This window comes from Methylopila turkensis, from assembly GCF_027922325.1.
GTDB lineage: Bacteria > Pseudomonadota > Alphaproteobacteria > Rhizobiales > Methylopilaceae > Methylopila > Methylopila turkensis.
Genome location: NZ_BSFL01000001.1, coordinates 249,926 through 270,724, shown reverse-complemented (window position 1 = coordinate 270,724; position 20,799 = coordinate 249,926). Strand labels below are relative to the sequence as shown.

The window sequence follows — 20,799 nt, the reverse complement described above, 5'->3', positions numbered from 1 at the left end:
GCGCATCGTTCCAAGATTGTCATGCGCCCCCACGTGGCGCCAGCAGGCGCTGGTAGACCAGGCCGATGCCGACCAGCACCGCGCCGAGCCCCATGAAGGACAGCGCCCGCAGCGCGCCGCCGAGGCCCGCCATGTCGAACAGGAACACCTTCAGCGTCACGGCGGTGACGACGGCGGCGGACGCGAGCCGCAGCGCCTTCGACCGGCGCGCCACGCCCGCCGCGAGGGTCGCGAGCCCGAAGACGAGCCACACCGCGGAATAGGCGTACCATTCGGCGTCGCCAGTGACCGGGCCGTCCAGTGTGGGGCCAGCGAAAGCGCGCCGCACGACGAGGCTCGCCCAGGCGAGGCCGAGCGCCAGCGCGACGCCGCCGAAGATGCGGGCGACCCACGCCGGCGCTTCCGGAGCGGCGAAACGGGCGGCGGACGCGGCGGCGAGCGCCGGAACAAGATAGCCCGGCAGCAGCGCGTTGAGCAGGACGCCGTCGCCGACCGGCTCCCCGGTGAAGAGCGGGTTCGCGGCCAAGAACAGCCCAAGCAGCGCCACCACGACGCCTAGCCCGCCGGCGGCGAGCGCGCCATAGGCCAGCACCGGGCTCGCCCGCTTCAGCCGCAGCCGCCCGACCAGCGCCGCGAGCCCGAAGGCGACGGTGGCGTCGAGCCCGGCCTCGAGCAGCCGCACGCCGTCGCCGACGAGATCGCCATGGGCGAGATGGCGCGCCTGCGCGAAGCCGAGCAACAGCGTGAACAGCAGCGCCGCGCCCTCCAGAACCTGCGCCGGCCACGGCTGCCCCGCGCGGTCGAACCGGCGGGAGGCGAACCAGAACGCGGCCGCCGGCGCGCCATACCCCCACAGCAGGGCGTTGAACACCGGCGTCGACGACAACGCCTCGCCGACGATCCGGGGGTCGATCGCGACCCGCGCGGCCACGAGGCCCGCCGCTGCGACCGCGACGAAGCCGAGCGTCCGGATCGGCCGCGCGGTCGCGGCGTAGCCGAGCGCCGCCGTCAGGAAGGCGAGCGCGACGGTCAGCGATCCGTCGCGCATCGCCATGGCGAGCGCGAGGCCGAGGGCGGCGGCGGCGCCGGCGACATAAGCCGCCGTGGCGGCGGGTCCCCCGGACGTCGAGGCTTCGCGACGGACGGCGTCCTCGCTCAGCGCGACATAGGCCGCGGCGAGCAGGGCGGCGCACGCGGCGAAGCCGAAATCGGTCGCGAAGCCCGCGACGCGCCAGTAGGCGACGCCGAGCAACGCCAGCGGCGCCGCGACCGCGGCCGCCGCGAGGCAGCCCGCCCGCCAGAGCGGGCTCGCCGGCGCGCTGCGGGCCGCGGAGGCGCCGCCTGCCAGATGGACACCGCCTAGGATGGCCGCGAAGACAAGGAAGCGCCCGACGCCGACCGGCGTGGTGCCGGGATCGCCAGGCAGGGGATAGGCGGTCGTCTCGGCGAGCAGCGCAAGCGCGGCGTCGTCGAACGACAGCGCGGCGAGGCCGGCGAGGGCTGCGCTCGCGACCGCGGCCGGCGCGAAGGCCTGGATCCGCGCGGCGAGCCCAAGCGTGCCTACGAGCAGTAGGGCGAGCCCTGTGAGCGACAGCGTGGCGAAGCGGTCGATCACCGGGCCGGCGAGCGCGACGAGCCCGAACAATGCGACCAGCGCGTTCGGAACGACAGGAGGCCGGAGCGGGGCGGCCTCGCCCGCCCGCAGCGCGGCGGCGAGCGCCACGAGCGCCGCGGCGTAGGCCACGAGTGCGAAACCGTCCCCCCGTTCGGCGACGCCGGTCGCGGCGAGCGCGCCCCAGGCGGCGGCTGCGAGGCCCGCGGCGAGCGCGAGCGCCGGCCAGTTGCGGATGCGGGCCACCGCGAAGGCCGCGGCCGTCGGCGCGAGCAGATAGGTCAGGAGGGCGTAGAGATTGGGTTCGGTGGACGAGACCAGCAGCGGCGCCGCATGGGCGCCGACGAGCCCGACAGCGCCAAGCATCGGCCCGTGCAGCGCGGCCGCGAGCACCGTCGCCACCGCGACTGCGCCAAGCAGCAGGAAGGCCGGCGCCGGGCCGATGAAGCCGTAGAGCGCATAGGCCGCGTAGACGGTCGCGAACGCGCTGACGGCGCCGGCGGAGGTCACGACGGCGGGGATGTCGATCGCGCGGCGCGGGCGGCCGGCGCGCGCCTCGGCGCGCCGCATGCGTTCACCGAGCGCGAGCAGACCGGCGGCGAAAGCCGCGCCGAGCAGGGTGCGCGCCGCGGGGCCGAGCAGACCCTGCTCGATGGAGTAGCGCACCAGGAACACGCCGCCGAGCGCGAGCGCCAGTCCGCCGACGATCACCGACCAGCGCGCCCCGAGCCGCTCCTCGAGCGAGCGCTTCGGAGGCGCCGGCGCGGCGGCGGGTTTCGGCGTCGGGGGAACAGGGCTCGCCGGTCGGTTCGCGACCTGCGGCGCGGGCTTTGGCTGCGGTTGCGGCGCTGCGGACGGGCGGGCGTCGGCTGCGACCACGTCCGCGGCGCGTCGGCCGATTTCGGCCTCCAGCGTCGCGATCCGCCGTTCGAGCGCGGCGATGCGCGACCGAGACGCGAGACCGAGCGCGAAGCCGACGACGCCGAGGACAGGGACGACGATCAGCGCCAGCAGAAGCAGGCCGTATGCGGGTTCCAACGCAGCCTCGCGCCGTTGCGGGTGCGCGACGATAGAGGCGCGCGCCTTCGGCGCAAAGCGCTGGGCGAAGCGGCTGGAGCGCCTCTACCGGAGCCCGATCCGCCTCCGCGCCCGCCGCCACAGGCTCGGGGGGCGTTCGGGATCGACGAGATCGGTTTCGGACAAGGCCTCCTCGATCTCGCCGACCTCGCGGGCTTCCAGCGGTTCGAGGCGACGTCCGGAGCCGCGGAACGATTCGATCGTCGCGATCAGCGAGCTGGTCCGTTGGAGCTCGGCCGCGATCTCCGCGGGCGTTACGCCGAGATGTTCCGCCAGCAGATCGTCGCGGATGCGCGCTATCGTGGCGCGGCGCTCCTCGTCCTGAGCTCCGGCCTCGACCGCCACGTCGCTTTCCGTGTCGAAGCCCATGGAGCGGTTGTTGAGGTTGGACGAGCCCACCTTCAGCAACCGGTCGTCCACGATCATCACCTTGGCGTGGACATAGATCGGATCGCCTTCCGGCGTCGCCGGCCAGTAGATCCGGAACCGCCCATGCGCGTCGGCCCTGCGCACGAAGCGGATCAGCTTGGCGCGCGCCGCGCCCATGGTGCTTTCCTCCAGCCAGCCGTCTTGGGCTTCTGGATTGATCACCACGATTTCAGGTCCGTCCGGTTCGGCGAGCCGTCGGGCGATCGCCTCTGCGATCGTGCGGGAGGCGAAGTACTGGCTTTCGATGTAGAGGAACCTTTCCGCGCGGGCGATCGCCGCGAGGTAGAGCCGTTCGATCTCGGTGATCTGCGGTTGGCCGCCATACTCCGCGAAGGTGCGCGCGATCCCGACGTCGACCTCGGTCATCGTGGTCGGCAAGTCGTCCGGCCAAGGGTCGCTGTCGCCGGGCGGCGGCTCCAGCTCCTCGCCGGTGGCGATCCTCCAGCGCGCGCGGGCGAGCTCGCCGAAGGCCTGCGCCGCCGCGCCGTCCACGCAGGTGGTGGCGTCGTGCCACGGCTGCAGCTGCCGGCCCCAAGGGGAGCGCCGGCCCCTGTCGTCGGCGCGGTGCTCGCGCGTGTCCCAGCGGCCAAGCGTCATGTCGATGCCGCCGCAGAAGGCGAGCGCGTCGTCCACGACCACGATCTTCTGGTGATGGGCGGCGAGCGGCGGATGGCTGGCGTCCAGCTTGAGCCGGATATTCTTCTTCAGCATCCACTGCACGAGATAGAACGGCGTCTCGCCGCGACCGAGCGTCTCCAGGACGCCGAGGTTCCATTTCAGCAAGTGGATGCTGATTTCTGGCCTCCGGTCCGCGACGAAGCTCAGGAAGGGCCCGAGCCGGTTGGGTCCCTCGATCGTCGCGCCATGAGGCTCCAGTTCGATCCGGCTGTCGAAGTCCCAGCCGATCAGCATGACGGAGCGCCGCGCCTTGAGGATCGCCCGCTTGGCGGCGCGGTAGTAGTCCGCGGCGTCGACGATCAGCGCGAAGCGGTCTGCGCGCTCGATCCGCCAGCAGGTGTCGCCGGGCGCGAGCAGGGCGGCGGGCGGCGGAGATGGGGTCAGCATCGGGTCTCGCGGCGCAGTGACGGGCGACCGGCGTTATAGGGCGCGGGCCGCCCAGAGTCCGCATCGTGTCCTGACGTAGGCGCGGGAAGGCGTCCGAAACATGACAGAGAATTAATTGGCGGTGGAAGCGCCGGCTTCCTATATCTCAATCATCGAACGCGCGGCGACGCCGCCGCGGGCAAACACAGGAGGCTACAATGGCCGTTTGGACCGCTCCGATCGTCGAAGAGACCCCGGTTGGCCTCGAGGTCACCTCGTACAGCCCGGCTGAGCTCTGAGCTTCTAAGCTCTGACGATCAGTTTTGAAGCCCCGCGCGGCCCCGCCGCGCGGGGCTTCTTCGTTTTCGACTGGGTCGCTCGCATTCTCGCCGTCGATGGTGACCCCGTGATCCCTGCAAGGGCTGCTTCAGGGCGTCGACGTATAGCGCGCGAGGCCCGCCTCGAGGTCCGCGAGCAGGTCCTCGACCTCTTCCAGCCCGATATGGATGCGGATCGTCGGCCCTTCCGGCGCCCAGCGGCTCGCCGTGCGGATGCGGCCGGCGTCGTACGGAATCGCGAGGCTTTCGAAGCCTCCCCAGGAATAGCCGAGCCCGAACAACTCCAGCCCGTCCAGGAACGCGGCCACCGCGGCCCGCGATCCGGGCGCGAGCTCGACCCCGAACAGGCTCGACGCCCCCTCGAAATCGCGTTTCCAGAGCGCATGGCTGGGATCGGTCTCGAGCGCGGGGTGCATAACCCGCGCCACCTCCGGCCGGCTGTTCAGCCAGCGCGCGACCCGCAGCCCCGCCTCCTGCTGATGCGCGAGCCGGACGCCCAGAGTGCGCAGGCCACGAAGCGCCAGGAAAATATCCTCCGGTCCGACGTGCATTCCCATCGCGCCATGGGTCGCCTTTACCGCCGGAGCGTAAGACTCGTTCGCCGAGATGGTGCCGATCAGCAGATCGGCATGCCCACCGAGATACTTGGTGCCGGCCGTCAGCGACAGGTCGACGCCGTGATCATGCGCCTTAAAAAGCAGCGGCGTCGCCCAAGTGTTGTCCATGACGACGGCCGCGCCGCGCGCATGGGCCGCGCCGGCGATGGCCGGGACGTCCTGAACTTCAAACGTCAGGGACCCAGGGCTTTCGACGAAGACCGCCCTGGTTTCCGGCCGGATCAGGTCCGCGATCTGCGCCCCGATCAGGGGGTCGTAATAGGTGGTTTCGATCCCGAGCCGGCGGAGCAGCGTGTCGCAGAGATGCCGGGTCGGCTGATAGGTGGTGTCGACCATCAGCAGATGGTCTCCGGAGCCGAGCACGGACAGCAGCGCCGTGGTCACCGCCGAGAGGCCCGACGGCGTCAGCGCGACGTGGGCGCCGCCCTCAAGCTCCTGCAACGCTTCGGTCAGCGAGTCGTAGGTCGGGCTGCCGCGGCGGCCGTAGGTGTAGCGGCCCGAGCCGCTGGCGAGGTCGGCGACCGTCGGCGCGAGCACGGTCGATCCGCGCACGATCGGCGGGTTGACGAAGCCGTGCTGGTCGACGACGTCGCGGCCGCCGAGGACAAGGTTGGTCATCGGCCCGTAGGAGCGACCGCTCTTGCGCGCCATCGGCGAACCTCTCGCGTGGTCGTGAACGACCTTTGTTCATGCGTGCCGGTACGGGGCGCCGTCAAGCTTGACCAAGAATTGCAACTGGCGCGAAATTCATCTCGCAGCCGTCGGAGGTTCGCGCAACGATAAGGCGTCGGTCATCGGCGGCTTTCGAGCGCGGGGCTGGCGGGCGTTCAAAGGCCAAGGCAGGAAGCCCCCGCTGTTGCGACTTTGGTCGCGATTGAGCAGGCGGCGAACAAGGCGAGAAGACTTATGAAAAAAATCCTTACCGCTCTGGCGCTCGGCGCTTCGGCGGTCTTCGCGTCCGGCGCGGCGGGCGCCGCCACGCTGGACCAGGTCAAGAAGGACGGCGTGCTGAAATGCGGCGTCAGCACCGGCCTTCCGGGCTTCTCGAATCCGAACGAAAAGGGAGAGTGGACCGGGCTCGACGTCGACCTGTGCCGCGCCGTCGCCGCGGCGATCCTCGACGATCCCACCAAGGTCCGCTTCACGCCGCTGACCGCGAAGGACCGCTTCACGGCGCTCCAGTCCGGCGAAGTCGACGTCCTGTCGCGCAACTCCACCTGGACGTCGTCGCGCGACGCGACCCAGGGCCTGAACTTCACCGCCGCCAACTATTACGACGGCCAGGGCTTCCTCGTGCGCAAGGCGCTCGGCGTCAAGTCGGCGATGGAGCTCAACGGCGCCTCAGTCTGCACCCAGTCCGGCACCACGACCGAGCTCAACGTCGCGGACTTCTTCCGCACCAACAACCTCCAGTACGAAGTCGTGGCCTTCCAGGGCCAGGAAGAGACGCTGAAGGCCTATGAGTCCGGCCGCTGCGAAGTGTTCACCTCCGATTCCTCGCAGCTTTACGCGCTGCGCCTGAAGCTCGCCAACAAGGACGAGCACATGGTGCTGCCGGAGCTGATCTCGAAGGAGCCGCTCGCCACCGCCGTCCGTCAGGGCGACGACCAGTGGTTCGACATCGTGAAGTGGGTCCACTTTGCGATGCTGAACGCTGAAGAGGCGGGCGTCACGTCGAAGAACGTCCAGGAGATGCTGAGCTCCCCGAACCCCGACATCCGCCGCATGCTCGGCGTCGAAGGCAATTTCGGCGAGCAGCTGGGCCTGACCAAGGACTGGGTAGTCCGCATCGTCGGTAAGGTCGGCAATTACGGCGAGGCCTTCGATCGCAATGTCGGCGCCGGCTCGCCTCTCCAGATCGAGCGCGGCAAGAACGCGCTCTGGACCAAGGGCGGCCTGCAGTACGGTCCGCCGATCCGCTGAAGACGGTTCGGCCGGAGCGCGGGCGTCCCACGTCCCGCTCCGGCCGCCCGGTCTCCGCCACGGCGCGGGGGCCGGCTTGGACGTCGGCGGGCGCTCGTCCCGTCACGGCATCAGTCGGCCCGGAGCCGCAGCGGCCCGCCCGTCTCATTCGTGGAGCCCCGAATGGCGATCACTCACGAAGGTCCAGCCCCCGCTGAGCCGGTCCGCTCGCGCTCGTCCATCCTGAACGACGCGCGCTTCCGGGGGCTGGTCGCGCAGGCGGTCGTGGCCGCGATCGTGGTCTTCGCGATCGGCATGATGGTCTGGAACGCCCAGACCAACCTCGCCAATCAACGCATCGCCTCGGGCTTCGGGTTCCTGAACCAGACGGCCGGCTTCGGCATCAACCAGACGATGGTGGAGTACAACGAGACCTCGACCTACGGTCGCGCTCTCCTCGTCGCCGTCATCAACACGCTGATGGTCGCCGGCGTGGGCATCGTCTTCGCGACAATCCTCGGTTTCCTCGTCGGCGTCGGCCGGCTTTCGAAGAACTGGATGGTCCGGCAGGTCTGCACCGCTTATGTCGAGGTGACGCGCAACCTGCCGCTGCTGTTCCACATTCTGTTCTGGTATCTTGCGGTGCTTGCGGCGATGCCGGCGGCGCGCAACAGCTATTCGCTATTCGGCGAGATCTACATCAACAATCGCGGAATCTACATTCCGAGGTTCGTCTTCGGCGAGGGCAGCGGCGTCGGGCTGATCGCCTTCGCCATCGCGGTCGTAGGCGTCATCGTCCTGAAGAAATGGGCGACCGCCCGGCGGAACGCCACCGGCCAGCAGTTTCCGGTGTTCTGGACGTCGGTCGGCTTGCTGATCGGGCTGCCGCTGATCGCGCTGCTCGCCGTCGGCTTCCCCGTGACGATCGACCATCCGGTCCTGAAGGGCTTCAATTTCAGCGGCGGCTCGCGACTGCTGCCGGAATTCGCGGCGCTCGTGATCGCGCTGTCGATCTACACCGGCGGCTTCATCGCCGAGATCGTCCGCGCCGGCATCAAGGCCGTGAACTACGGGCAGTCGGAGGCCGCCGCTTCGCTCGGCCTGAAGTCCGGCCTCGCCACCCGGCTGGTGGTGATCCCGCAGGCGCTTCGGGTCATGATCCCGCCGCTGACGAGCCAGTACCTCAACCTCACCAAGAACTCGTCGCTCGCCGCTTTCGTCGGCTATCCCGAGTTGGTCCAGGTCTTCGCGGGCACCACGCTGAACCAGACCGGCCAGGCGATCGAGATCATCGCGATCACGATGGGCATATACCTCGTGATCAGCCTCGTCACGTCGGCCTTCATGAACTGGTACAACCAGCGCGTCGCGCTGATCGAACGGTGAGGGCGGCGGCATGACCGACACGACCATCGCGGGACCCGACCGCCCCTTCATCCGCACCGAGATGCTGACGCCGCAGCCGCCGCCGACGGCGGTGTCGGGTTTCGCCGGCTGGGCGCGGCAGAACCTGTTCTCCGGGCCGATGAACGCGCTGCTGACGCTCGTCTGCGCCGCGCTCGCCGTCTATCTCCTCTGGGTCTTCATCGACTTCCTGCTCTTGCGCGCGGTGTGGACCGGCACGAACCGCGAAGCCTGCATCGCGCCGGGCGTCGGGGCATGCTGGCCGTTCATCACCAACCGCTTCGGGCAGTTGCTCTACGGCTTCTATCCGGCGGACGAGCACTGGCGTCCGGCCACGGTGTTCTTCGTGGCCGTCGCGCTCATCGTCCCGCTGTTGACCCCGAGCGCGCCCTACAAGAAGGCGAACGCGCTCCTGTTCTTCGTGGCGTTCCCGATCTTCGCCTTCGTCATGCTGCACGGCGGCTACTTCGGCCTCCGCACGGTCGAGACCCGGGCCTGGGGCGGCCTGCTCGTCACGCTCGTCGTCGCGACGACCGGCATCGTCGCCTCGCTGCCGCTCGGCATCCTGCTCGCGCTCGGCCGCCGGTCGAAGCTGCCGCTGATCAAGTTTGTCTCGATCGCCTTCATCGAGTTCTGGCGCGGCGTGCCGCTGATCACCGTGCTGTTCTTCGCCACTTACATGCTGCCGCTGTTCCTGCCGTCCGGCTGGACGATCGACGGTCTGCTGAGGGCGCTCGTGGGCGTCGCGCTGTTCTCCGCCGCCTACATGGCCGAGGTGGTGCGCGGCGGCCTGCAGGCGATCCCGAAAGGCCAGTACGAGGGCGCGATGGCGATGGGCCTGCGCTACTGGCCGATGATGCTGCTGATCGTGCTGCCGCAAGCGCTGAAGCTGGTCATCCCCGGCATCGTCAACACCTTCATCGGCCTGTTCAAGGACACGACGCTGGTCGCGATCGTCTCGATCTTCGACTTCCTCGGCATCATCCGCGCCGCCTTCGCGGACCCGAACTGGGCGACGCCGATGACCGTCTACACCGGCTTCGCCTTCGCCGGCATCGTCTACTTCGTCTTCTGCTACGGTATGTCCCGCTATTCGAGGTTCGTCGAAGAGCGGCTCGACACCGGCCACAAGCGCTAAGCACAGGGAGCCGCCGTCATGGCCGAATCCGTCGTCGAAGCCTCCGAACTGCCGCCCGTCGACAAGGCGCCGCCCTCCAAGGAGATCGCGGTCGAGATCATCGGCATGCACAAGTGGTACGGCGAGTTCAACGTCCTGAAAGACATCAACCTCAAGGTGAAGCGCGGCGAGCGCATCGTCATCTGCGGGCCGTCCGGCTCCGGCAAGTCGACCATGATCCGCTGCATCAACCGGCTCGAGGAGTTCCAGAAGGGCCAGATCATCGTCGAAGGCACCGAGCTGACCAACGATCTCAAGAAGATCGACGAGATCCGGCGCGAGGTCGGGATGTGCTTCCAGCACTTCAACCTGTTCCCGCACCTGACGATCCTCGAGAACTGCACGCTGGCTCCGATCTGGGTGCGCAAGATGCCCAAGAAGGACGCCGAAGAGATCGCGATGCACTTCCTCAAGCGGGTGCGCATTCCCGATCAGGCCCACAAGTACCCGGGCCAGCTTTCGGGCGGCCAGCAGCAGCGCGTCGCCATCGCCCGCGCGCTCTGCATGAAGCCGAAGATCATGCTGTTCGACGAGCCGACCTCGGCGCTCGACCCCGAGATGGTCAAGGAGGTGCTCGACACCATGGTCGGCCTCGCCAATGACGGCATGACCATGCTGTGCGTGACGCACGAGATGGGCTTCGCCCGTCAGGTCGCCGATCGGGTCATCTTCATGGACGCCGGCCAGATCGTGGAGTCGAACGAGCCGAACGCCTTCTTCGCCAACCCGCAGCACGAGCGCACCAAGCTGTTCCTCAGCCAGATCCTGCACTGATCGCGCAGGCGGGCAGGGGGCTCAGGGGAACCGACCGCGGCCCGACGGGTTTCTCCCTCGAACAAGGGAGATGACGCATGGCGGGTTCGCCGAAACCTGAGAAGGACCGCAGCGCCGCGACGGGCGCGTCCGAGGCGGACGCCGTGCGGCCCGTGCCGTTCGAACGGCGGCCGGACGCAGGTCCCGGCAAGGGACCCGCTCCCGACGGCCCTCCGGACGCCGCCGAGACGGCCGGCGTGAAGCGCCGGGACGGCGACGCGCAAAAGACGCCGAAGAGCGCGCCGGGCGCGATCGATCCGGCGAAGCTCGACAGCGAATCCGACGACGGCGCGGGGTAGAGCCCCCGCGGATCGCCTACATCCTCTCGACGTTCAGGCCTGAACGCGCGTGATCTCGATCCATTCGCGGGCGCGCGCTTCCGGATCGGCGGCGCCGACCACGTCGTTGACGACGGCTACGACGTCCGCGCCGGCGGCGAGGCATTGCACGGCGCGCTCGGGCGTGAGCCCGCCGATCGCGACCAGCGGGCGGCCGCCGATCCGGCGCTTCCATTCGCCGATGCGCTCAAGCCCTTGAGGCGCAAAGGGCATCTGCTTCAGGATCGTCGGCCAGATCGGACCGAGCGCCACATGGTGCGGATCGACCGACAGCGCCCGGTCGAGCTCTTCCGGCGTGTGGGTCGAGACGCCGAGGCGAATGCCCGCGGCTCGGATCGCCTTGAGGTCGGCCTCCTCGAGATCCTCCTGGCCGAGGTGGAGGAAGGGCGCGCCGAGATCGATGGCGGCCTGCCAGTAGTCGTTGACGACGAGAGTTGCGCCGGCCGCCGCGCAAAGCTGCAACGCGCGGTTAATTTCATGGTTAATAATGTCTTGCGGCTTGTTCTTAACCCGAAGCTGGATCAGCCGCGCGCCGGCGCCCACAAGACGCGCCACCCAGTCGGCGCTGTCGACGACGGGGTAGAACGGATCGAGCCGCGCCGTCATGCGAGGCTCGCGCGGCCGAAGACCGGCGTCGAGGGCGCCGCCATGTCGCGGGGCTCGATCGGGTCGGCGAGGAAGCCCGCGCGGCCCGCCTCGATGGCGCGGGCGAAGGCGCCGGCCATGGCGACCGGATCGCCGGCCTTGGCGACGGCGGTGTTGAGCAGCACGGCGTCGTAGCCGAGCTCCATCGCGGCCGCCGCGTGGCTCGGCCTGCCGATGCCGGCGTCGATCACCAGCGGCACGTCCGGGAAATGCGCTCGGAGCGACCGCAGCCCATAGACGTTGTTGAGCCCCATGCCGGTGCCGATCGGCGCGCCCCAGGGCATCAGCAGCTTGCAGCCGGCGTCGAGCAGGCGCTCGGCCACGACCAGATCCTCGGTGGTGTAGGGGAACACCTCGAAGCCCTCGGAGGTGAGGATGCGCGCCGCCTCGACCAGGCCGAAGACGTCCGGCTGCAGGGTGTCGGCCTCGCCGATCACCTCGAGCTTGATCCAGGAGGTCCCGAACACCTCGCGCGCCATCTGCGCGGTGGTCACGGCCTCCTTCACGGAGTGACAGCCGGCCGTGTTCGGCAGCACGCGCACGCCAAGGTCGGCGATCAGCCCCCAGAAGTCCTGGCCCTCACGCAGCCGGCCGGATTCGCGGCGCAGCGACACGGTCAGGATCTCGGTCCCGGAGGCCCGCGCAGCGTCGGCGAGGATGGCGGGCGAGGGGTACTGCGCCGTGCCGAGCAGCAGGCGGGACGCGATCTCGACGCCGTAGAAGTTCAGCATGTCAGCCTCCTTGCCGGGGCGAGACGATTTCGATGCGGTCGCCGTCCTCGAGCGCGGTGGCGGCGCGGGAGGCGGCGGGCACGAAGGCGCCGTTCAGCGCCGTCGCCACCACCGCGCTGTCGAGCTCGAGCAGGCGCAGCGCCTCGGCGAGGTCGGCCGCGGCGAGATCATGCTCGTCGCCGTTCACGGTCAGCTTCATGGGACGTGTCCTCCGGTCGCGTCGCGATCTCCGCGGCCTGCTGAGCGCATGTGGGCGACAACAGAAATCCGTGACGGTAGAGACCGTTGACGTAGGTTGTTCGGCCGCGTCTTTCAACGCGCGGCAGGTTGTCGGGGAAGGCGGGACGGACGTCGGCCCGCACTTCGAGAATCTCGGCTTCGCCGAAAGCCGGGTGCAACGCGTAGGCCGCGTTCAGCAGGTCGACGACCGAGCGGGCGGTCGCGCCGCGGCGCTCGGCGCTCTCGATCATGGTCGCGCCCAGCATGAACACGCCGCCGGCCCGCGGCACCACGTAGAACGGAATGCGCGGGTGCAGCAGCCGCACCGGCCGCGACAGGCGGATCTCGTCGGTCCGCACCACCAGCATTTCGCCGCGAACGCCGCGCAGGTCCGGCAGGGCGTCGCGGGCGGCGAAGCCCCGGCAGTCCACCACGGCGTCGTCCCCGACCTCCGCCGGGTCGGCCTCGACGCCGTAGCGGAACATGACGCCACGCTCGCGCAGGGAGCGCTCCAGCGCGGCGAGCGCGCCGCGCGGCTCGAGATGCCCCTCGTCGGGGAAGAACAGGCCTGCGCGGAAGCGGCCGGCGAGGTCGGGCTCCAGCTCCGCCACCCGGTCGCCGTCGATGGTCTCGTAGCGCTCGGTGCGGCGGGCGAAGCGCGTGAACTCGGCCGAGTCCCGCGGCGGCGCGACCACCAGCGTGCCGTGGCGCGTCACGGCGCCAGTCGCCTCGTCCCACCAGTCGAGCGCGACCGCGCCGCGCGTGGCGACGACCGGCTCCGCGCTCTCCCGCTCGCACCACGGCGCCAGCATGCCGCCGGCGGACCAGGAGCAGGCGCCTGCGCCGAGCGCCGCCGCGCGGTCGACGATCGTCACCGTCGCGCCGCGGCGGACGAGCTCCAGTGCTGATGTCAGGCCGGCGACGCCGGCGCCGAGAACGGTGACGCGCATGGGCGCGGGTGCTCGCTTCCGCGTGTGGCGGATCCGGCCGGCGAAATGCGGAAAGCGTCGGTCTGGCGCCCCCGTTCCTTCGCCGGCATGACCCGGATCAGGTTCAAAGGGTTCGGCTCTCGCCGTCTCAGCCCTCGCGGGCGCCCCTCGGGTGCCGAGACGATGGGGTCGGCGGCCGGCGGTGTCAACGGTCGGCGCCGTGTTCCGTCATCAGGCCGCGGCGTGGGCGGCGGGCGGCGCGACCCGGCAGAACGCCCGAAACGAGCGCTCCACCAGCGCCGGGTCCAGCCCGTGCGCGATCACCACCAGCTTGGTGGCCGGGCGCCCGTCCGGCCATGCGTCGAGATGGACGGGGGCGTGCATCAGATGCTGCACGCCCTGGATCACGACGGGCGTGTCGACGCCTTCGACCGCGACCAGCCCCTTCAGCCGCAGGATGCGGTCGCCGTGCCGGTTCAGCAGCATCGACAGCCAGAGGCCGAAGCGCGCCCAATCCAGCGGCTGCTCCGCGGCGAGCGCGAAGGCGCGGACCGCGCCGTGCCGGCCGGGGCCCGCGGCGAGCCAGCGCCGGACCTCGCCGGCGCGGGTCGCGTCGTCATGGACGTCGGCGAGCAGCAGGCCGGGCGAGGGCGCGTCGTCGGGGCGGAGTTCGATCACCGGCGCGGCCGGATTGAGGTTCGCGAGCCGTGTCCTGACGCGGGCGGCCGCGTCCTCCGGCGCGAGATCGGTCTTGGTGAGGATCAGGCGGTCGGCGACGGCGGCCTGACGCACGGATTCCTCGTGGGCGTCGAGCGTCGCCTCGCCCAGCATGGCGTCCACCACGGTCACGATCGCGCCGGCGCGGAGCTGGTGGCGCAGCGCAGGGTCGGCGCTCAGGGTCGCGATCACCGGGCCGGGGTCGGCGAGGCCTGTGGTCTCGATCACGATCCGGTCGAAGCCGGCGATCTCGCCGCGAGCGCGCCGCCCGATCAGGGCCATCAGCGCGTCGCGCAGATCGCCGCGCACGGTGCAGCAGAGGCAGCCGCTCTTCAGCAGCACCACGTCGTCGGCGATCCGCTCCAGCAGCAGGTGGTCGAGCCCGATCTCGCCGAACTCGTTGACCAGCACGGCGGTGTTCGCGAGCTCGGGCCGCGCCAGCAGGCGCTTCAGCAGCGTCGTTTTCCCCGAGCCGAGGAAGCCGGTCAGGATGTTGACAGGGAGGCGCGTCCCCGTCATCCGGAGTTTGCCGACGGAGCGAGGCATCTCCGCTCCCTCTGTCTTGAGGGGAGAGCACGGGTAGGCGACGCAGAAATCTCAACCATGGATTTGCGCATTGTCAGTCTGCAGGTAGCTTTGAAATGATTTTTTCTAGATCATCTCCATTTCTTATGGTGATTTTCTCGCCTTTGAAACTAACAACCACCGAAGAGTGACCGCCGTTTTTTCTCAATATTTCGATTATGTCCTTTAGTGCTCCAGATGCATTTCTAAGAAATACGGCGAACGCTGCAGATCCAGCAAAAATATAGCCATAATTGTTAATGAATTCTTGTACTTCTTGAGGGTAGTTTAGCCTGTGCTTATCATGGATGCCGATCGTATTCGTATGCTCACCTAGGGAGTTTGAATCAATATTCTCTCCACCAAATTGAGAAGATTTACTTTCAACTATCGCGATAAGGTCATCAAATTGCTTATCGGTGGCGATATAATGGCCTTCCTCCGAAGCTTTCTTAACAAAAAATGTGCTATACAAGATTTTCAATTCGTACACGTCTATCTCCTGACGCCAAATTTCGAATTTCAGGGGAGTGTGCACGCTATGATAACAAAAATTCCTTGCAGCTGTATTTGATTTTTCCGTCGCGGAGCATGCGCTATGGAAAAACGATGTGCGCAAGTTTCGCATGATTGGCCATGCTGGTGGAAGTGCTTTCGGTATAGGCCTATTCTAGGCATTGGCTTTTAAGTCTGGCCAGCACCACCTCGTCGAGCGGGTCGCAGTCGCGGCGGGTCAGCTTTTCCGCCGCGGGCCAGACCGCGCCCAGCGTGTCGACCACCGCGACCTTGCCGGTGCGGGACGACAGCGTGAAGCGCCCGCCCCATTCGCGGACGCTGAGGCCGTAGAGCGCTAGCGTCTCGTTCGCCACCGCCGCGCGGCGGATGCGGTCGGCGGTCGGCGTGCGCGCCGGGTCCGCGACGCCGTCGCTCCAGTGCGCTTCCGATCCGAACGACCCGCAGAGCCCGCACATGGCCGTCTCCTGCAACTGAATGGCTGCGTCATGCCCCGGCTTGTCCGGGGCATCCGCCGGTCCGCTGCGCGAACGTCGCCGTGGATCCCCCGGACGAGCCGGGGGATGACGGCTGCGTCTGAACCCGGCGCGTCAGGACTGCGGCCGGGCGGTCCCGGAGCGCGGATAGCGCTTGGCGAAGTCCTCCGCGATCTCCTCCATCGCGACGAACTTCACGCCGGCATGGGCTCGCATGTGGTCGTAGAGCCGCTGGTGCATCTGCAGCACGTGCGGGCGGCCGGAGACGTCCGGGTGGATGGTGATCGGGAACACGGCGTAGTCGTAGTTCTCGTAGACCCAGTCGAACTGGTCGCGCCACATCCGTTCGATGACGTGCGGATCGACGAAGCCGTGGCTGTTGGGCGCCGCTTTGATGAACATCATCGGCGGCAGGTCGTCGAGATGCCACGAGGCCGGAATCTCGATCAGGTCGGTCTCCTCGCCCGAGGTGAACGGCTTCATCCAGGTCGAGGGGTGCTGCGAGTAGTCGATCTTGGTCCACTGGTCGCCGACCGTCACGTAATAGGGGTGATGGTCGTTGTGCATCAGCGAGTGGTCGTAGCGGACGCCCTTCTTCTGCAGCAGCTCGTTGGTCTTGGCGCCGAACTCCCACCACGGCGCGACATAGCCGCGGGGGCCCTGGCCGGACAGCTCGGCGATCACCTCGACGCATTTGTCGAAGATCGCCTCCTCCTGCTCCGGCGTCATCGCGATCGGGTTCTCGTGGCTGTAGCCGTGCATGCCGATCTCGTGGCCGGCGGAGGCGACCGCCTTCATCTCCTCCGGAAAGGTCTCGATCGAGTGGCCGGGGATGAACCAGGTGGTCTTGATCCCCCACTTGTCGAACAGGCGCAGCAGGCGGGGCGAGCCGACGCGGCCGGCGAACACGCCGCGGGAGATGTCGCAGGGGCTGTCCTCGCCGCCGTAGGAGCCGAGCCAGCCGGCCACGGCGTCGACGTCGATCCCGTAGGACACGAAAATCTCCTTCGGCATGGCGTCTCGTCCTCTCTGTCGTTGTTCGGCTTCTGGTCGTTCAGTTCATCCTCGCGGGGCGAGGGCGGCAAGTCACGCTTCGTCGACGGGCCTCGGCTTCAGCCGCAGCCGAGGCAGCCCCGGAACCAGTCGCGCAAGCCGGCGTCGAACGGACCCCATGCGGCTTCGAGCGCGCGATGGCGGCCGGCGTTCGCCCGGAACAGCGTCCGGAGCTCGGCCTCGACCGCGTCGAGATCGACGCCCGCGACGCGGCCGTCGGCGACGATCGTGCGGCCCGCCACCACGACCTCGCGCACATGGGCCGCGGCGCCGCGGGTGAACAGCAGGTCGAGCGGATCGACCGGCGCGATCCGGTCGCGGTCGAGCGCGTCGAGGTCGAACGCGATGAAATCCGCCGCCGCGCCGGGCGCCAGCGCTCCGTCTCCGGGCGCGCCGACGGCGGCGCGGCCGGCGGCGATCACGGCCGACAGGAAGCCAGCGCGCGTCCATGCGGGATCGAGCTTCGCGCCGGCGTGGACGCCGTGCACCAGCCGCATCTCGCGCAGCAGGTCGTCGTCCTCGTCGAGCGCCTGCCCGTCGACGCCGACCGCGACCCGGCAGCCGCGGGCGTGCGCCTCGCGGATGGGGCCGAGGCCTGAGCGCAGATACATGTTCGAGCTGAAATTGGTGACGATCCGCGCGCCGGAGGCCGCGATCCGGTCGAGCTCGTCGGGCCGCGCATGGACGCAATGGGCGAGCGTCAGCCGCGCCGACAGCAGGCCGATCTCCTCCAGATGCCGGACGACGCCGTCGGGGAAGGCCCGGTCCGCCCAGGCGCGCTGGCGCTCGGTCTCCAGCAGATGCATGTGCACGCGCCGCTCGGTGCGGGCGGAAGCGTCCGCGATCGCCTCCAGCAGCGGGCGCGAGCACCATTGCGGGCCCGCCGGCCCGTACTGCACGTCGACGAGCGGCCCCGCGATCGCCTCCGCGATCTCGTCGACGAGGTCGAGATAGGCCTGCGGCGTCGCCGGCTCGCGGACGAAGGCGTCGCGGAACAGCGCCTCGGCCGCCGGGGAAAGGCGCGCCAGCATCTCGGTCTCGTCGCCATAGACCAGCGGGTTCATGTCGCGGACGGCTGGCGCGAAGGCGATGCGCACGCCGACGTCGTTCGCGGCGCGGGCGATGGCGCGCGCCTCGTCGACCGGAGACAGCGTCCCGCTCGGCCGGGTGTAGTGGACCATCACCGCGCCGCAGCCGGCGCGCGCGGCGCGGGCGAGCGGCGCGACCGCCGCGAGATAGGGGTCCGGCGGCGTCACGAAGACGTTGCGCGGCAGCCAGGTTTCGAGCGGCAGGAAGGCCGAGCCGAACGAGGTCGTCGACAGCGGTCGCGCATGGTCGTGCGCGTTGACGAGCGCCGGCGTCACCAGCCGCCGCGGCCCGCTATGCGGTTCCGCAACCCGCTCGATCGCGGCGACGACGCCGCCCTCATGCGCGAGGGCGACGTCGCAGCGAAGGCGTTCGCCGTCGAACAGCGCCGCGGCGGCGACGGCTCCGGCCATGGTCAGTTCGCCGTGTAGACGAGCTCGCGCTCGGCGCGAGCCGGCAGGAACTCGCGCGAGAAGATCTCGGACGGCTCCGGCGCGCGCGGCAGGCCGTAGCCCTGGACCACGATGTCGATCGCCTTCTTCATGCGGTCGTCCTTGATGTCGCCGAGCCCGATCTCGGCGGCTTCGGGCGAGACCATCAGCTTCTCGTAGGCGAACTGCAGGCGGCGCTTCTCGACCGCGAGATTGACGAGATTGTCGTAGGCCTCGATCGCCTTCATGCCCGCCTCCTGGTCCTTGCCGATCTCGATCGCCGCGCGGTTGACGGCCTTGACCAGCCCCGCCACCGCCTTCGGATTCTCCTTCAGCAGCTTGCGCGAGACCATCATGCCGTTCGAGTAGAGGTCGAGGCCATAGTCGCCGAAGTTCAGCCAGCGGTAGTCCTTGTCCGGGTCCTGCCGGTTCAGCACGAGGTTGAAATAGCTCGTGAGGGTGAACACCATCGCGCCGTCGATGTCGCCGCGGATCAGCATCGGCTCCTGAAGGTTCGGGGCCATGTTGGAGAGCTTCACCTTCTCCATGTCGACGCCGTTGGTCTTGGCGAAGACCGAGATCAGGCGCGTGGTCGGCGTGCCCTGCGCGCCGCCGAGCGTCTTGCCCTCGAGGTCCTTCGGCGACTTGACGCCGGCCTCCGCCTTGGTCACGACCGCGAAGGGCGGGCGGTTCCACATCTGGTAGACCATCACCGGCGCGGCGTCCGGGCGCTGGGCGGCGTTCTGGATGATGGCGTTGACGTCGCCGAAGCCCGCGTCCCATGCGCCCGACATGATGCGCGTGACGGTCGCGCCCGAGCCCTCGCCCTGGTCGATCTGGACGTCGAGCCCTTCCTCCTTGAAGTAGCCCTTGTCCTTGGCGAGCATGAAGGCGGCGTCGGAGCCTTGGGTCTTCCAGCCGAGCGTGAACTTGATCTTGGTGTCGGCCGCGGCGGCGGGCGCGGAGACGAGGGCGCCGAGCGCGAGCGCGGCGAGGAGCGGCTTCAGCATCTGGAGGGGTCCTTCCTGTTTGGGAATCGTCATGCGGCCGCGAAGTCGTCGCGGCGGGAGGCCCAGCCGGTGACGCGGCGCTCGATGAGGGAGAAGGCGACGTAGAGGGCGACGCCGAGGCCCGCGAGCACGAACAGCCCGGCGAAGACCAGCGGCACGTCGAAGTTCGACGACGCGCTCATCATCACGTTGCCGACGCCGCGGTTCGACGCGACGGTCTCGGCCAGCACGGTGCCGACGAAGGCGTAGGTGATCGAAACCTTCAGCGCCGCGAAGAAGAACGGCATCACGCGCGGCAGGCCGACGTTCCAGAGGATGTCGGCCTTCGAGGCGCCGAGCGCCTTCAGCACGTCCTCGAGCTCGGGCTCGGTGGTGGCGAGGCCCGTCGCGACGTTCACCACGATCGGGAAGAAGCAGATCACGAGCGAGGTCAGGACGGCCGGAACCGTGCCGGAGCCAAACCACAGCACGAAGATCGGCACCACGGCGACCTTCGGGATCGACGAGAAGCCGATCAGCAGCGGATAGGCGGTGTCGTAGGCCACCTTCGAGACGCCGATCAGCGCGCCGATGGCGACGCCGATCACCACGCCGCCGACGAAGCCGATCATGGTCGTCATCAGCGTCTGCAGGATGTGCGGCCACAGGATCGGCAGCCGCGCGAACAGGGTGGCGAACACCTGGCTCGGGCGCGGCAGCACCAGGTCCGAGACGTCGAGGGCGAGGCAGAGCGCCTCCCACAGCAGGAAGAAGCCGACGATCAGGGCGACGGCCCAGAGCTTGCGGCGGACGGCGGCGAAATCGGTCATCAGCTCTGCTCCGCGCCGCCGCGGGCCTCCACGATGCGCGCCCTGAGGCGCTGGTTGAGGGCGACGAAATCCGGGTCGAACGTCATGGCGACGGTGCGCGGGCGCGGGAAATCCACCGGGCTGTCGTCGAGGATGCGGCCGGGGCGGGCGCTCATCACGCAGATGCGGCTGGCGAGGTACCCGGCCTCCTTGAGGTCGTGGGTGACGAGCAGCACGGTCGGCTTGCGCGCGAGCCACAGCTCCTGCAGCACGCCCCAGAGCTCCTCGCGGGTGAACTGGTCGAGCGCGCCGAACGGCTCGTCGAGCAGCAGCAGTCGGGGCTCGTGGATCAGCGCGCGGCAGAGGTTCGCCCGCTGCTGCATGCCGCCCGAGAGCTGCCACGGATACTTGTCCGCGAAGCCCTTCAGCCCGACCTGATCGAGCAGCGCATGGGCGCGGTCGCGGAACTCCGTCCGCCGCTTGGCGCGGTACTCGCCGCGGAACGGCCGCACGATCTTGAGCGGCAGCATGATGTTCCGCTCGACGGTGAGCCAGGGCAGCATCGTCGGGTTCTGGAACGCCATGCCGATGCGCATCGCCTTGGCGGCGGTCTCGCGGCCGCCCACGATGACGGCGCCCTCGCTCGGCTGCAGCAGGCCGCTCGCGAGCTTGAGAATGGTGGACTTGCCGCAGCCGGACGGGCCGACCAGCGCCACGAACTCGCCCTCGGCGATCTTCAGCGTCGTCGGGCTGAGCGCCGCGGTCTTCCGCGCGCCGCGGCCGAAGGTGACGGCTGCGCCGGACAAGGCGATCGCAACGCGCTCCGCGCCGAGATCGTTAGGGTAAGTTCCGGACGTCATGCATGCGCCTCCATGGCGAAAGTGCA

21 protein-coding genes and 1 riboswitch are annotated in these 20,799 nt (G+C 69.2%); of the genes, 6 read left to right on the top strand and 15 right to left on the bottom strand.

Annotation, left to right across the window (positions count from 1 at the left end):
* Positions 1–19 precede the first annotated feature (19 nt).
* A complete protein-coding gene (locus PKE78_RS01210) occupies positions 20–2,650 on the bottom strand; it encodes a DUF2339 domain-containing protein (protein WP_271199019.1) in 2,631 nt (876 codons plus the stop codon).
* Between the two features lie 84 nt (positions 2,651–2,734).
* Complete coding sequence (locus PKE78_RS01205) at positions 2,735–4,183, bottom strand: phospholipase D-like domain-containing protein (protein ID WP_271199018.1); 1,449 nt, start codon at positions 4,181–4,183, stop codon at positions 2,735–2,737.
* A gap of 197 nt (positions 4,184–4,380) precedes the next feature.
* Between PKE78_RS01205 and pqqA the strand changes: the two genes are divergently transcribed.
* On the top strand, positions 4,381–4,461 hold the full coding sequence (gene pqqA, locus PKE78_RS18525; protein ID WP_131002444.1) for a pyrroloquinoline quinone precursor peptide PqqA: 81 nt from the start codon (positions 4,381–4,383) through the stop codon (positions 4,459–4,461).
* A gap of 128 nt (positions 4,462–4,589) precedes the next feature.
* Here the strand turns inward: pqqA and metC are convergent, their stop codons facing one another.
* On the bottom strand, positions 4,590–5,768 hold the full coding sequence (gene metC, locus PKE78_RS01200) for a cystathionine beta-lyase (RefSeq protein ID WP_271199017.1): 1,179 nt from the start codon (positions 5,766–5,768) through the stop codon (positions 4,590–4,592).
* Positions 5,769–6,023: 255 nt separating this feature from the next.
* Here metC and PKE78_RS01195 point away from each other — a divergent pair, with 255 nt between their 5' ends.
* From PKE78_RS01195 to PKE78_RS01175, 5 genes are all read left to right on the top strand, one after another.
* Complete coding sequence (locus PKE78_RS01195; RefSeq protein ID WP_271199016.1) at positions 6,024–7,040, top strand: amino acid ABC transporter substrate-binding protein; 1,017 nt, start codon at positions 6,024–6,026, stop codon at positions 7,038–7,040.
* A gap of 162 nt (positions 7,041–7,202) precedes the next feature.
* Positions 7,203–8,405: an amino acid ABC transporter permease gene (locus PKE78_RS01190; protein WP_271199015.1), complete on the top strand. Its 1,203-nt coding sequence runs from the start codon at positions 7,203–7,205 to the stop codon at positions 8,403–8,405.
* Between the two features lie 25 nt (positions 8,406–8,430).
* Complete coding sequence (locus PKE78_RS01185; protein ID WP_428981234.1) at positions 8,431–9,561, top strand: amino acid ABC transporter permease; 1,131 nt, start codon at positions 8,431–8,433, stop codon at positions 9,559–9,561.
* Positions 9,562–9,666: 105 nt separating this feature from the next.
* Positions 9,667–10,374, top strand: coding sequence for an amino acid ABC transporter ATP-binding protein (locus tag PKE78_RS01180; protein ID WP_271200040.1), 708 nt, complete (start codon positions 9,667–9,669; stop codon positions 10,372–10,374).
* A gap of 77 nt (positions 10,375–10,451) precedes the next feature.
* Positions 10,452–10,712, top strand: coding sequence for a hypothetical protein (locus PKE78_RS01175; protein WP_271199013.1), 261 nt, complete (start codon positions 10,452–10,454; stop codon positions 10,710–10,712).
* Between the two features lie 33 nt (positions 10,713–10,745).
* Here the strand turns inward: PKE78_RS01175 and PKE78_RS01170 are convergent, their stop codons facing one another.
* The 12 genes from PKE78_RS01170 to PKE78_RS01115 all read right to left on the bottom strand — a co-directional run bounded on the left by PKE78_RS01170 (position 10,746) and on the right by PKE78_RS01115 (position 20,773).
* Positions 10,746–11,357, bottom strand: a complete 612-nt coding sequence (locus PKE78_RS01170; protein WP_271199012.1) for a thiamine phosphate synthase — start codon at positions 11,355–11,357, stop codon at positions 10,746–10,748.
* Positions 11,354–12,127: a thiazole synthase gene (locus tag PKE78_RS01165; RefSeq protein WP_271199011.1), complete on the bottom strand. Its 774-nt coding sequence runs from the start codon at positions 12,125–12,127 to the stop codon at positions 11,354–11,356. The genes PKE78_RS01170 and PKE78_RS01165 overlap by 4 nt, the downstream gene beginning before the upstream one ends.
* A 1-nt stretch (position 12,128) precedes the next feature.
* Positions 12,129–12,326: a sulfur carrier protein ThiS gene (gene thiS / locus PKE78_RS01160; protein ID WP_271199010.1), complete on the bottom strand. Its 198-nt coding sequence runs from the start codon at positions 12,324–12,326 to the stop codon at positions 12,129–12,131.
* Positions 12,295–13,296: an FAD-dependent oxidoreductase gene (locus tag PKE78_RS01155; protein ID WP_271199009.1), complete on the bottom strand. Its 1,002-nt coding sequence runs from the start codon at positions 13,294–13,296 to the stop codon at positions 12,295–12,297. Before PKE78_RS01155 ends, thiS begins: the two co-directional genes overlap by 32 nt.
* A 57-nt stretch (positions 13,297–13,353) precedes the next feature.
* A riboswitch (TPP riboswitch) is annotated at positions 13,354–13,454 on the bottom strand.
* 52 nt (positions 13,455–13,506) lie between these two features.
* Positions 13,507–14,538: a CobW family GTP-binding protein gene (locus PKE78_RS01150; protein WP_271199008.1), complete on the bottom strand. Its 1,032-nt coding sequence runs from the start codon at positions 14,536–14,538 to the stop codon at positions 13,507–13,509.
* 73 nt (positions 14,539–14,611) lie between these two features.
* Positions 14,612–15,049, bottom strand: a complete 438-nt coding sequence (locus PKE78_RS01145) for a hypothetical protein (RefSeq protein ID WP_271199007.1) — start codon at positions 15,047–15,049, stop codon at positions 14,612–14,614.
* 172 nt (positions 15,050–15,221) lie between these two features.
* Positions 15,222–15,527, bottom strand: a complete 306-nt coding sequence (locus PKE78_RS01140) for a hypothetical protein (protein ID WP_271199006.1) — start codon at positions 15,525–15,527, stop codon at positions 15,222–15,224.
* A 132-nt stretch (positions 15,528–15,659) separates the two neighbouring features.
* Positions 15,660–16,559 (bottom strand): polysaccharide deacetylase family protein, encoded by a 900-nt coding sequence (locus tag PKE78_RS01135; protein ID WP_271199005.1) that lies wholly within the window; start codon positions 16,557–16,559, stop codon positions 15,660–15,662.
* 98 nt (positions 16,560–16,657) lie between these two features.
* Positions 16,658–18,097 carry an amidohydrolase family protein gene (locus PKE78_RS01130; protein ID WP_271199004.1) on the bottom strand — a complete coding sequence of 480 codons (1,440 nt, stop codon included), beginning with the start codon at positions 18,095–18,097 and terminating at the stop codon, positions 16,658–16,660.
* Positions 18,098–18,099: 2 nt separating this feature from the next.
* The gene (locus tag PKE78_RS01125; RefSeq protein WP_271199003.1) at positions 18,100–19,125 is read right to left on the bottom strand and encodes an ABC transporter substrate-binding protein; all 1,026 of its coding nucleotides are present in this window, start codon (positions 19,123–19,125) and stop codon (positions 18,100–18,102) included.
* A gap of 29 nt (positions 19,126–19,154) precedes the next feature.
* Positions 19,155–19,934 carry an ABC transporter permease gene (locus tag PKE78_RS01120; protein WP_271199002.1) on the bottom strand — a complete coding sequence of 260 codons (780 nt, stop codon included), beginning with the start codon at positions 19,932–19,934 and terminating at the stop codon, positions 19,155–19,157.
* Positions 19,934–20,773, bottom strand: a complete 840-nt coding sequence (locus tag PKE78_RS01115) for an ABC transporter ATP-binding protein (protein WP_271199001.1) — start codon at positions 20,771–20,773, stop codon at positions 19,934–19,936. Before PKE78_RS01115 ends, PKE78_RS01120 begins: the two co-directional genes overlap by 1 nt.
* Between the last annotated feature and the right edge of the window lie 26 nt (positions 20,774–20,799).

What these genes read in the sequence shown, in the direction of transcription:
- PKE78_RS01205 (WP_271199018.1), bottom strand. Translation starts at nt 4,183, where the DNA reads ATGCTGACCCCATCTCCGCCGCCCGCCGCCCTGCTCGCGCCCGGCGAC.
- pqqA (WP_131002444.1), top strand. Translation starts at nt 4,381, where the DNA reads ATGGCCGTTTGGACCGCTCCGATCGTCGAAGAGACCCCGGTTGGCCTC.
- metC (WP_271199017.1), bottom strand. Translation starts at nt 5,768, where the DNA reads ATGGCGCGCAAGAGCGGTCGCTCCTACGGGCCGATGACCAACCTTGTC.
- PKE78_RS01195 (WP_271199016.1), top strand. Translation starts at nt 6,024, where the DNA reads ATGAAAAAAATCCTTACCGCTCTGGCGCTCGGCGCTTCGGCGGTCTTC.
- PKE78_RS01190 (WP_271199015.1), top strand. Translation starts at nt 7,203, where the DNA reads ATGGCGATCACTCACGAAGGTCCAGCCCCCGCTGAGCCGGTCCGCTCG.
- PKE78_RS01180 (WP_271200040.1), top strand. Translation starts at nt 9,667, where the DNA reads ATGCACAAGTGGTACGGCGAGTTCAACGTCCTGAAAGACATCAACCTC.
- PKE78_RS01175 (WP_271199013.1), top strand. Translation starts at nt 10,452, where the DNA reads ATGGCGGGTTCGCCGAAACCTGAGAAGGACCGCAGCGCCGCGACGGGC.
- PKE78_RS01170 (WP_271199012.1), bottom strand. Translation starts at nt 11,357, where the DNA reads ATGACGGCGCGGCTCGATCCGTTCTACCCCGTCGTCGACAGCGCCGAC.
- PKE78_RS01165 (WP_271199011.1), bottom strand. Translation starts at nt 12,127, where the DNA reads ATGCTGAACTTCTACGGCGTCGAGATCGCGTCCCGCCTGCTGCTCGGC.
- thiS (WP_271199010.1), bottom strand. Translation starts at nt 12,326, where the DNA reads ATGAAGCTGACCGTGAACGGCGACGAGCATGATCTCGCCGCGGCCGAC.
- PKE78_RS01155 (WP_271199009.1), bottom strand. Translation starts at nt 13,296, where the DNA reads ATGCGCGTCACCGTTCTCGGCGCCGGCGTCGCCGGCCTGACATCAGCA.
- PKE78_RS01150 (WP_271199008.1), bottom strand. Translation starts at nt 14,538, where the DNA reads ATGCCTCGCTCCGTCGGCAAACTCCGGATGACGGGGACGCGCCTCCCT.
- PKE78_RS01140 (WP_271199006.1), bottom strand. Translation starts at nt 15,527, where the DNA reads ATGTGCGGGCTCTGCGGGTCGTTCGGATCGGAAGCGCACTGGAGCGAC.
- PKE78_RS01135 (WP_271199005.1), bottom strand. Translation starts at nt 16,559, where the DNA reads ATGCCGAAGGAGATTTTCGTGTCCTACGGGATCGACGTCGACGCCGTG.
- PKE78_RS01130 (WP_271199004.1), bottom strand. Translation starts at nt 18,097, where the DNA reads ATGGCCGGAGCCGTCGCCGCCGCGGCGCTGTTCGACGGCGAACGCCTT.
- PKE78_RS01125 (WP_271199003.1), bottom strand. Translation starts at nt 19,125, where the DNA reads ATGCTGAAGCCGCTCCTCGCCGCGCTCGCGCTCGGCGCCCTCGTCTCC.
- PKE78_RS01120 (WP_271199002.1), bottom strand. Translation starts at nt 19,934, where the DNA reads ATGACCGATTTCGCCGCCGTCCGCCGCAAGCTCTGGGCCGTCGCCCTG.
- PKE78_RS01115 (WP_271199001.1), bottom strand. Translation starts at nt 20,773, where the DNA reads ATGACGTCCGGAACTTACCCTAACGATCTCGGCGCGGAGCGCGTTGCG.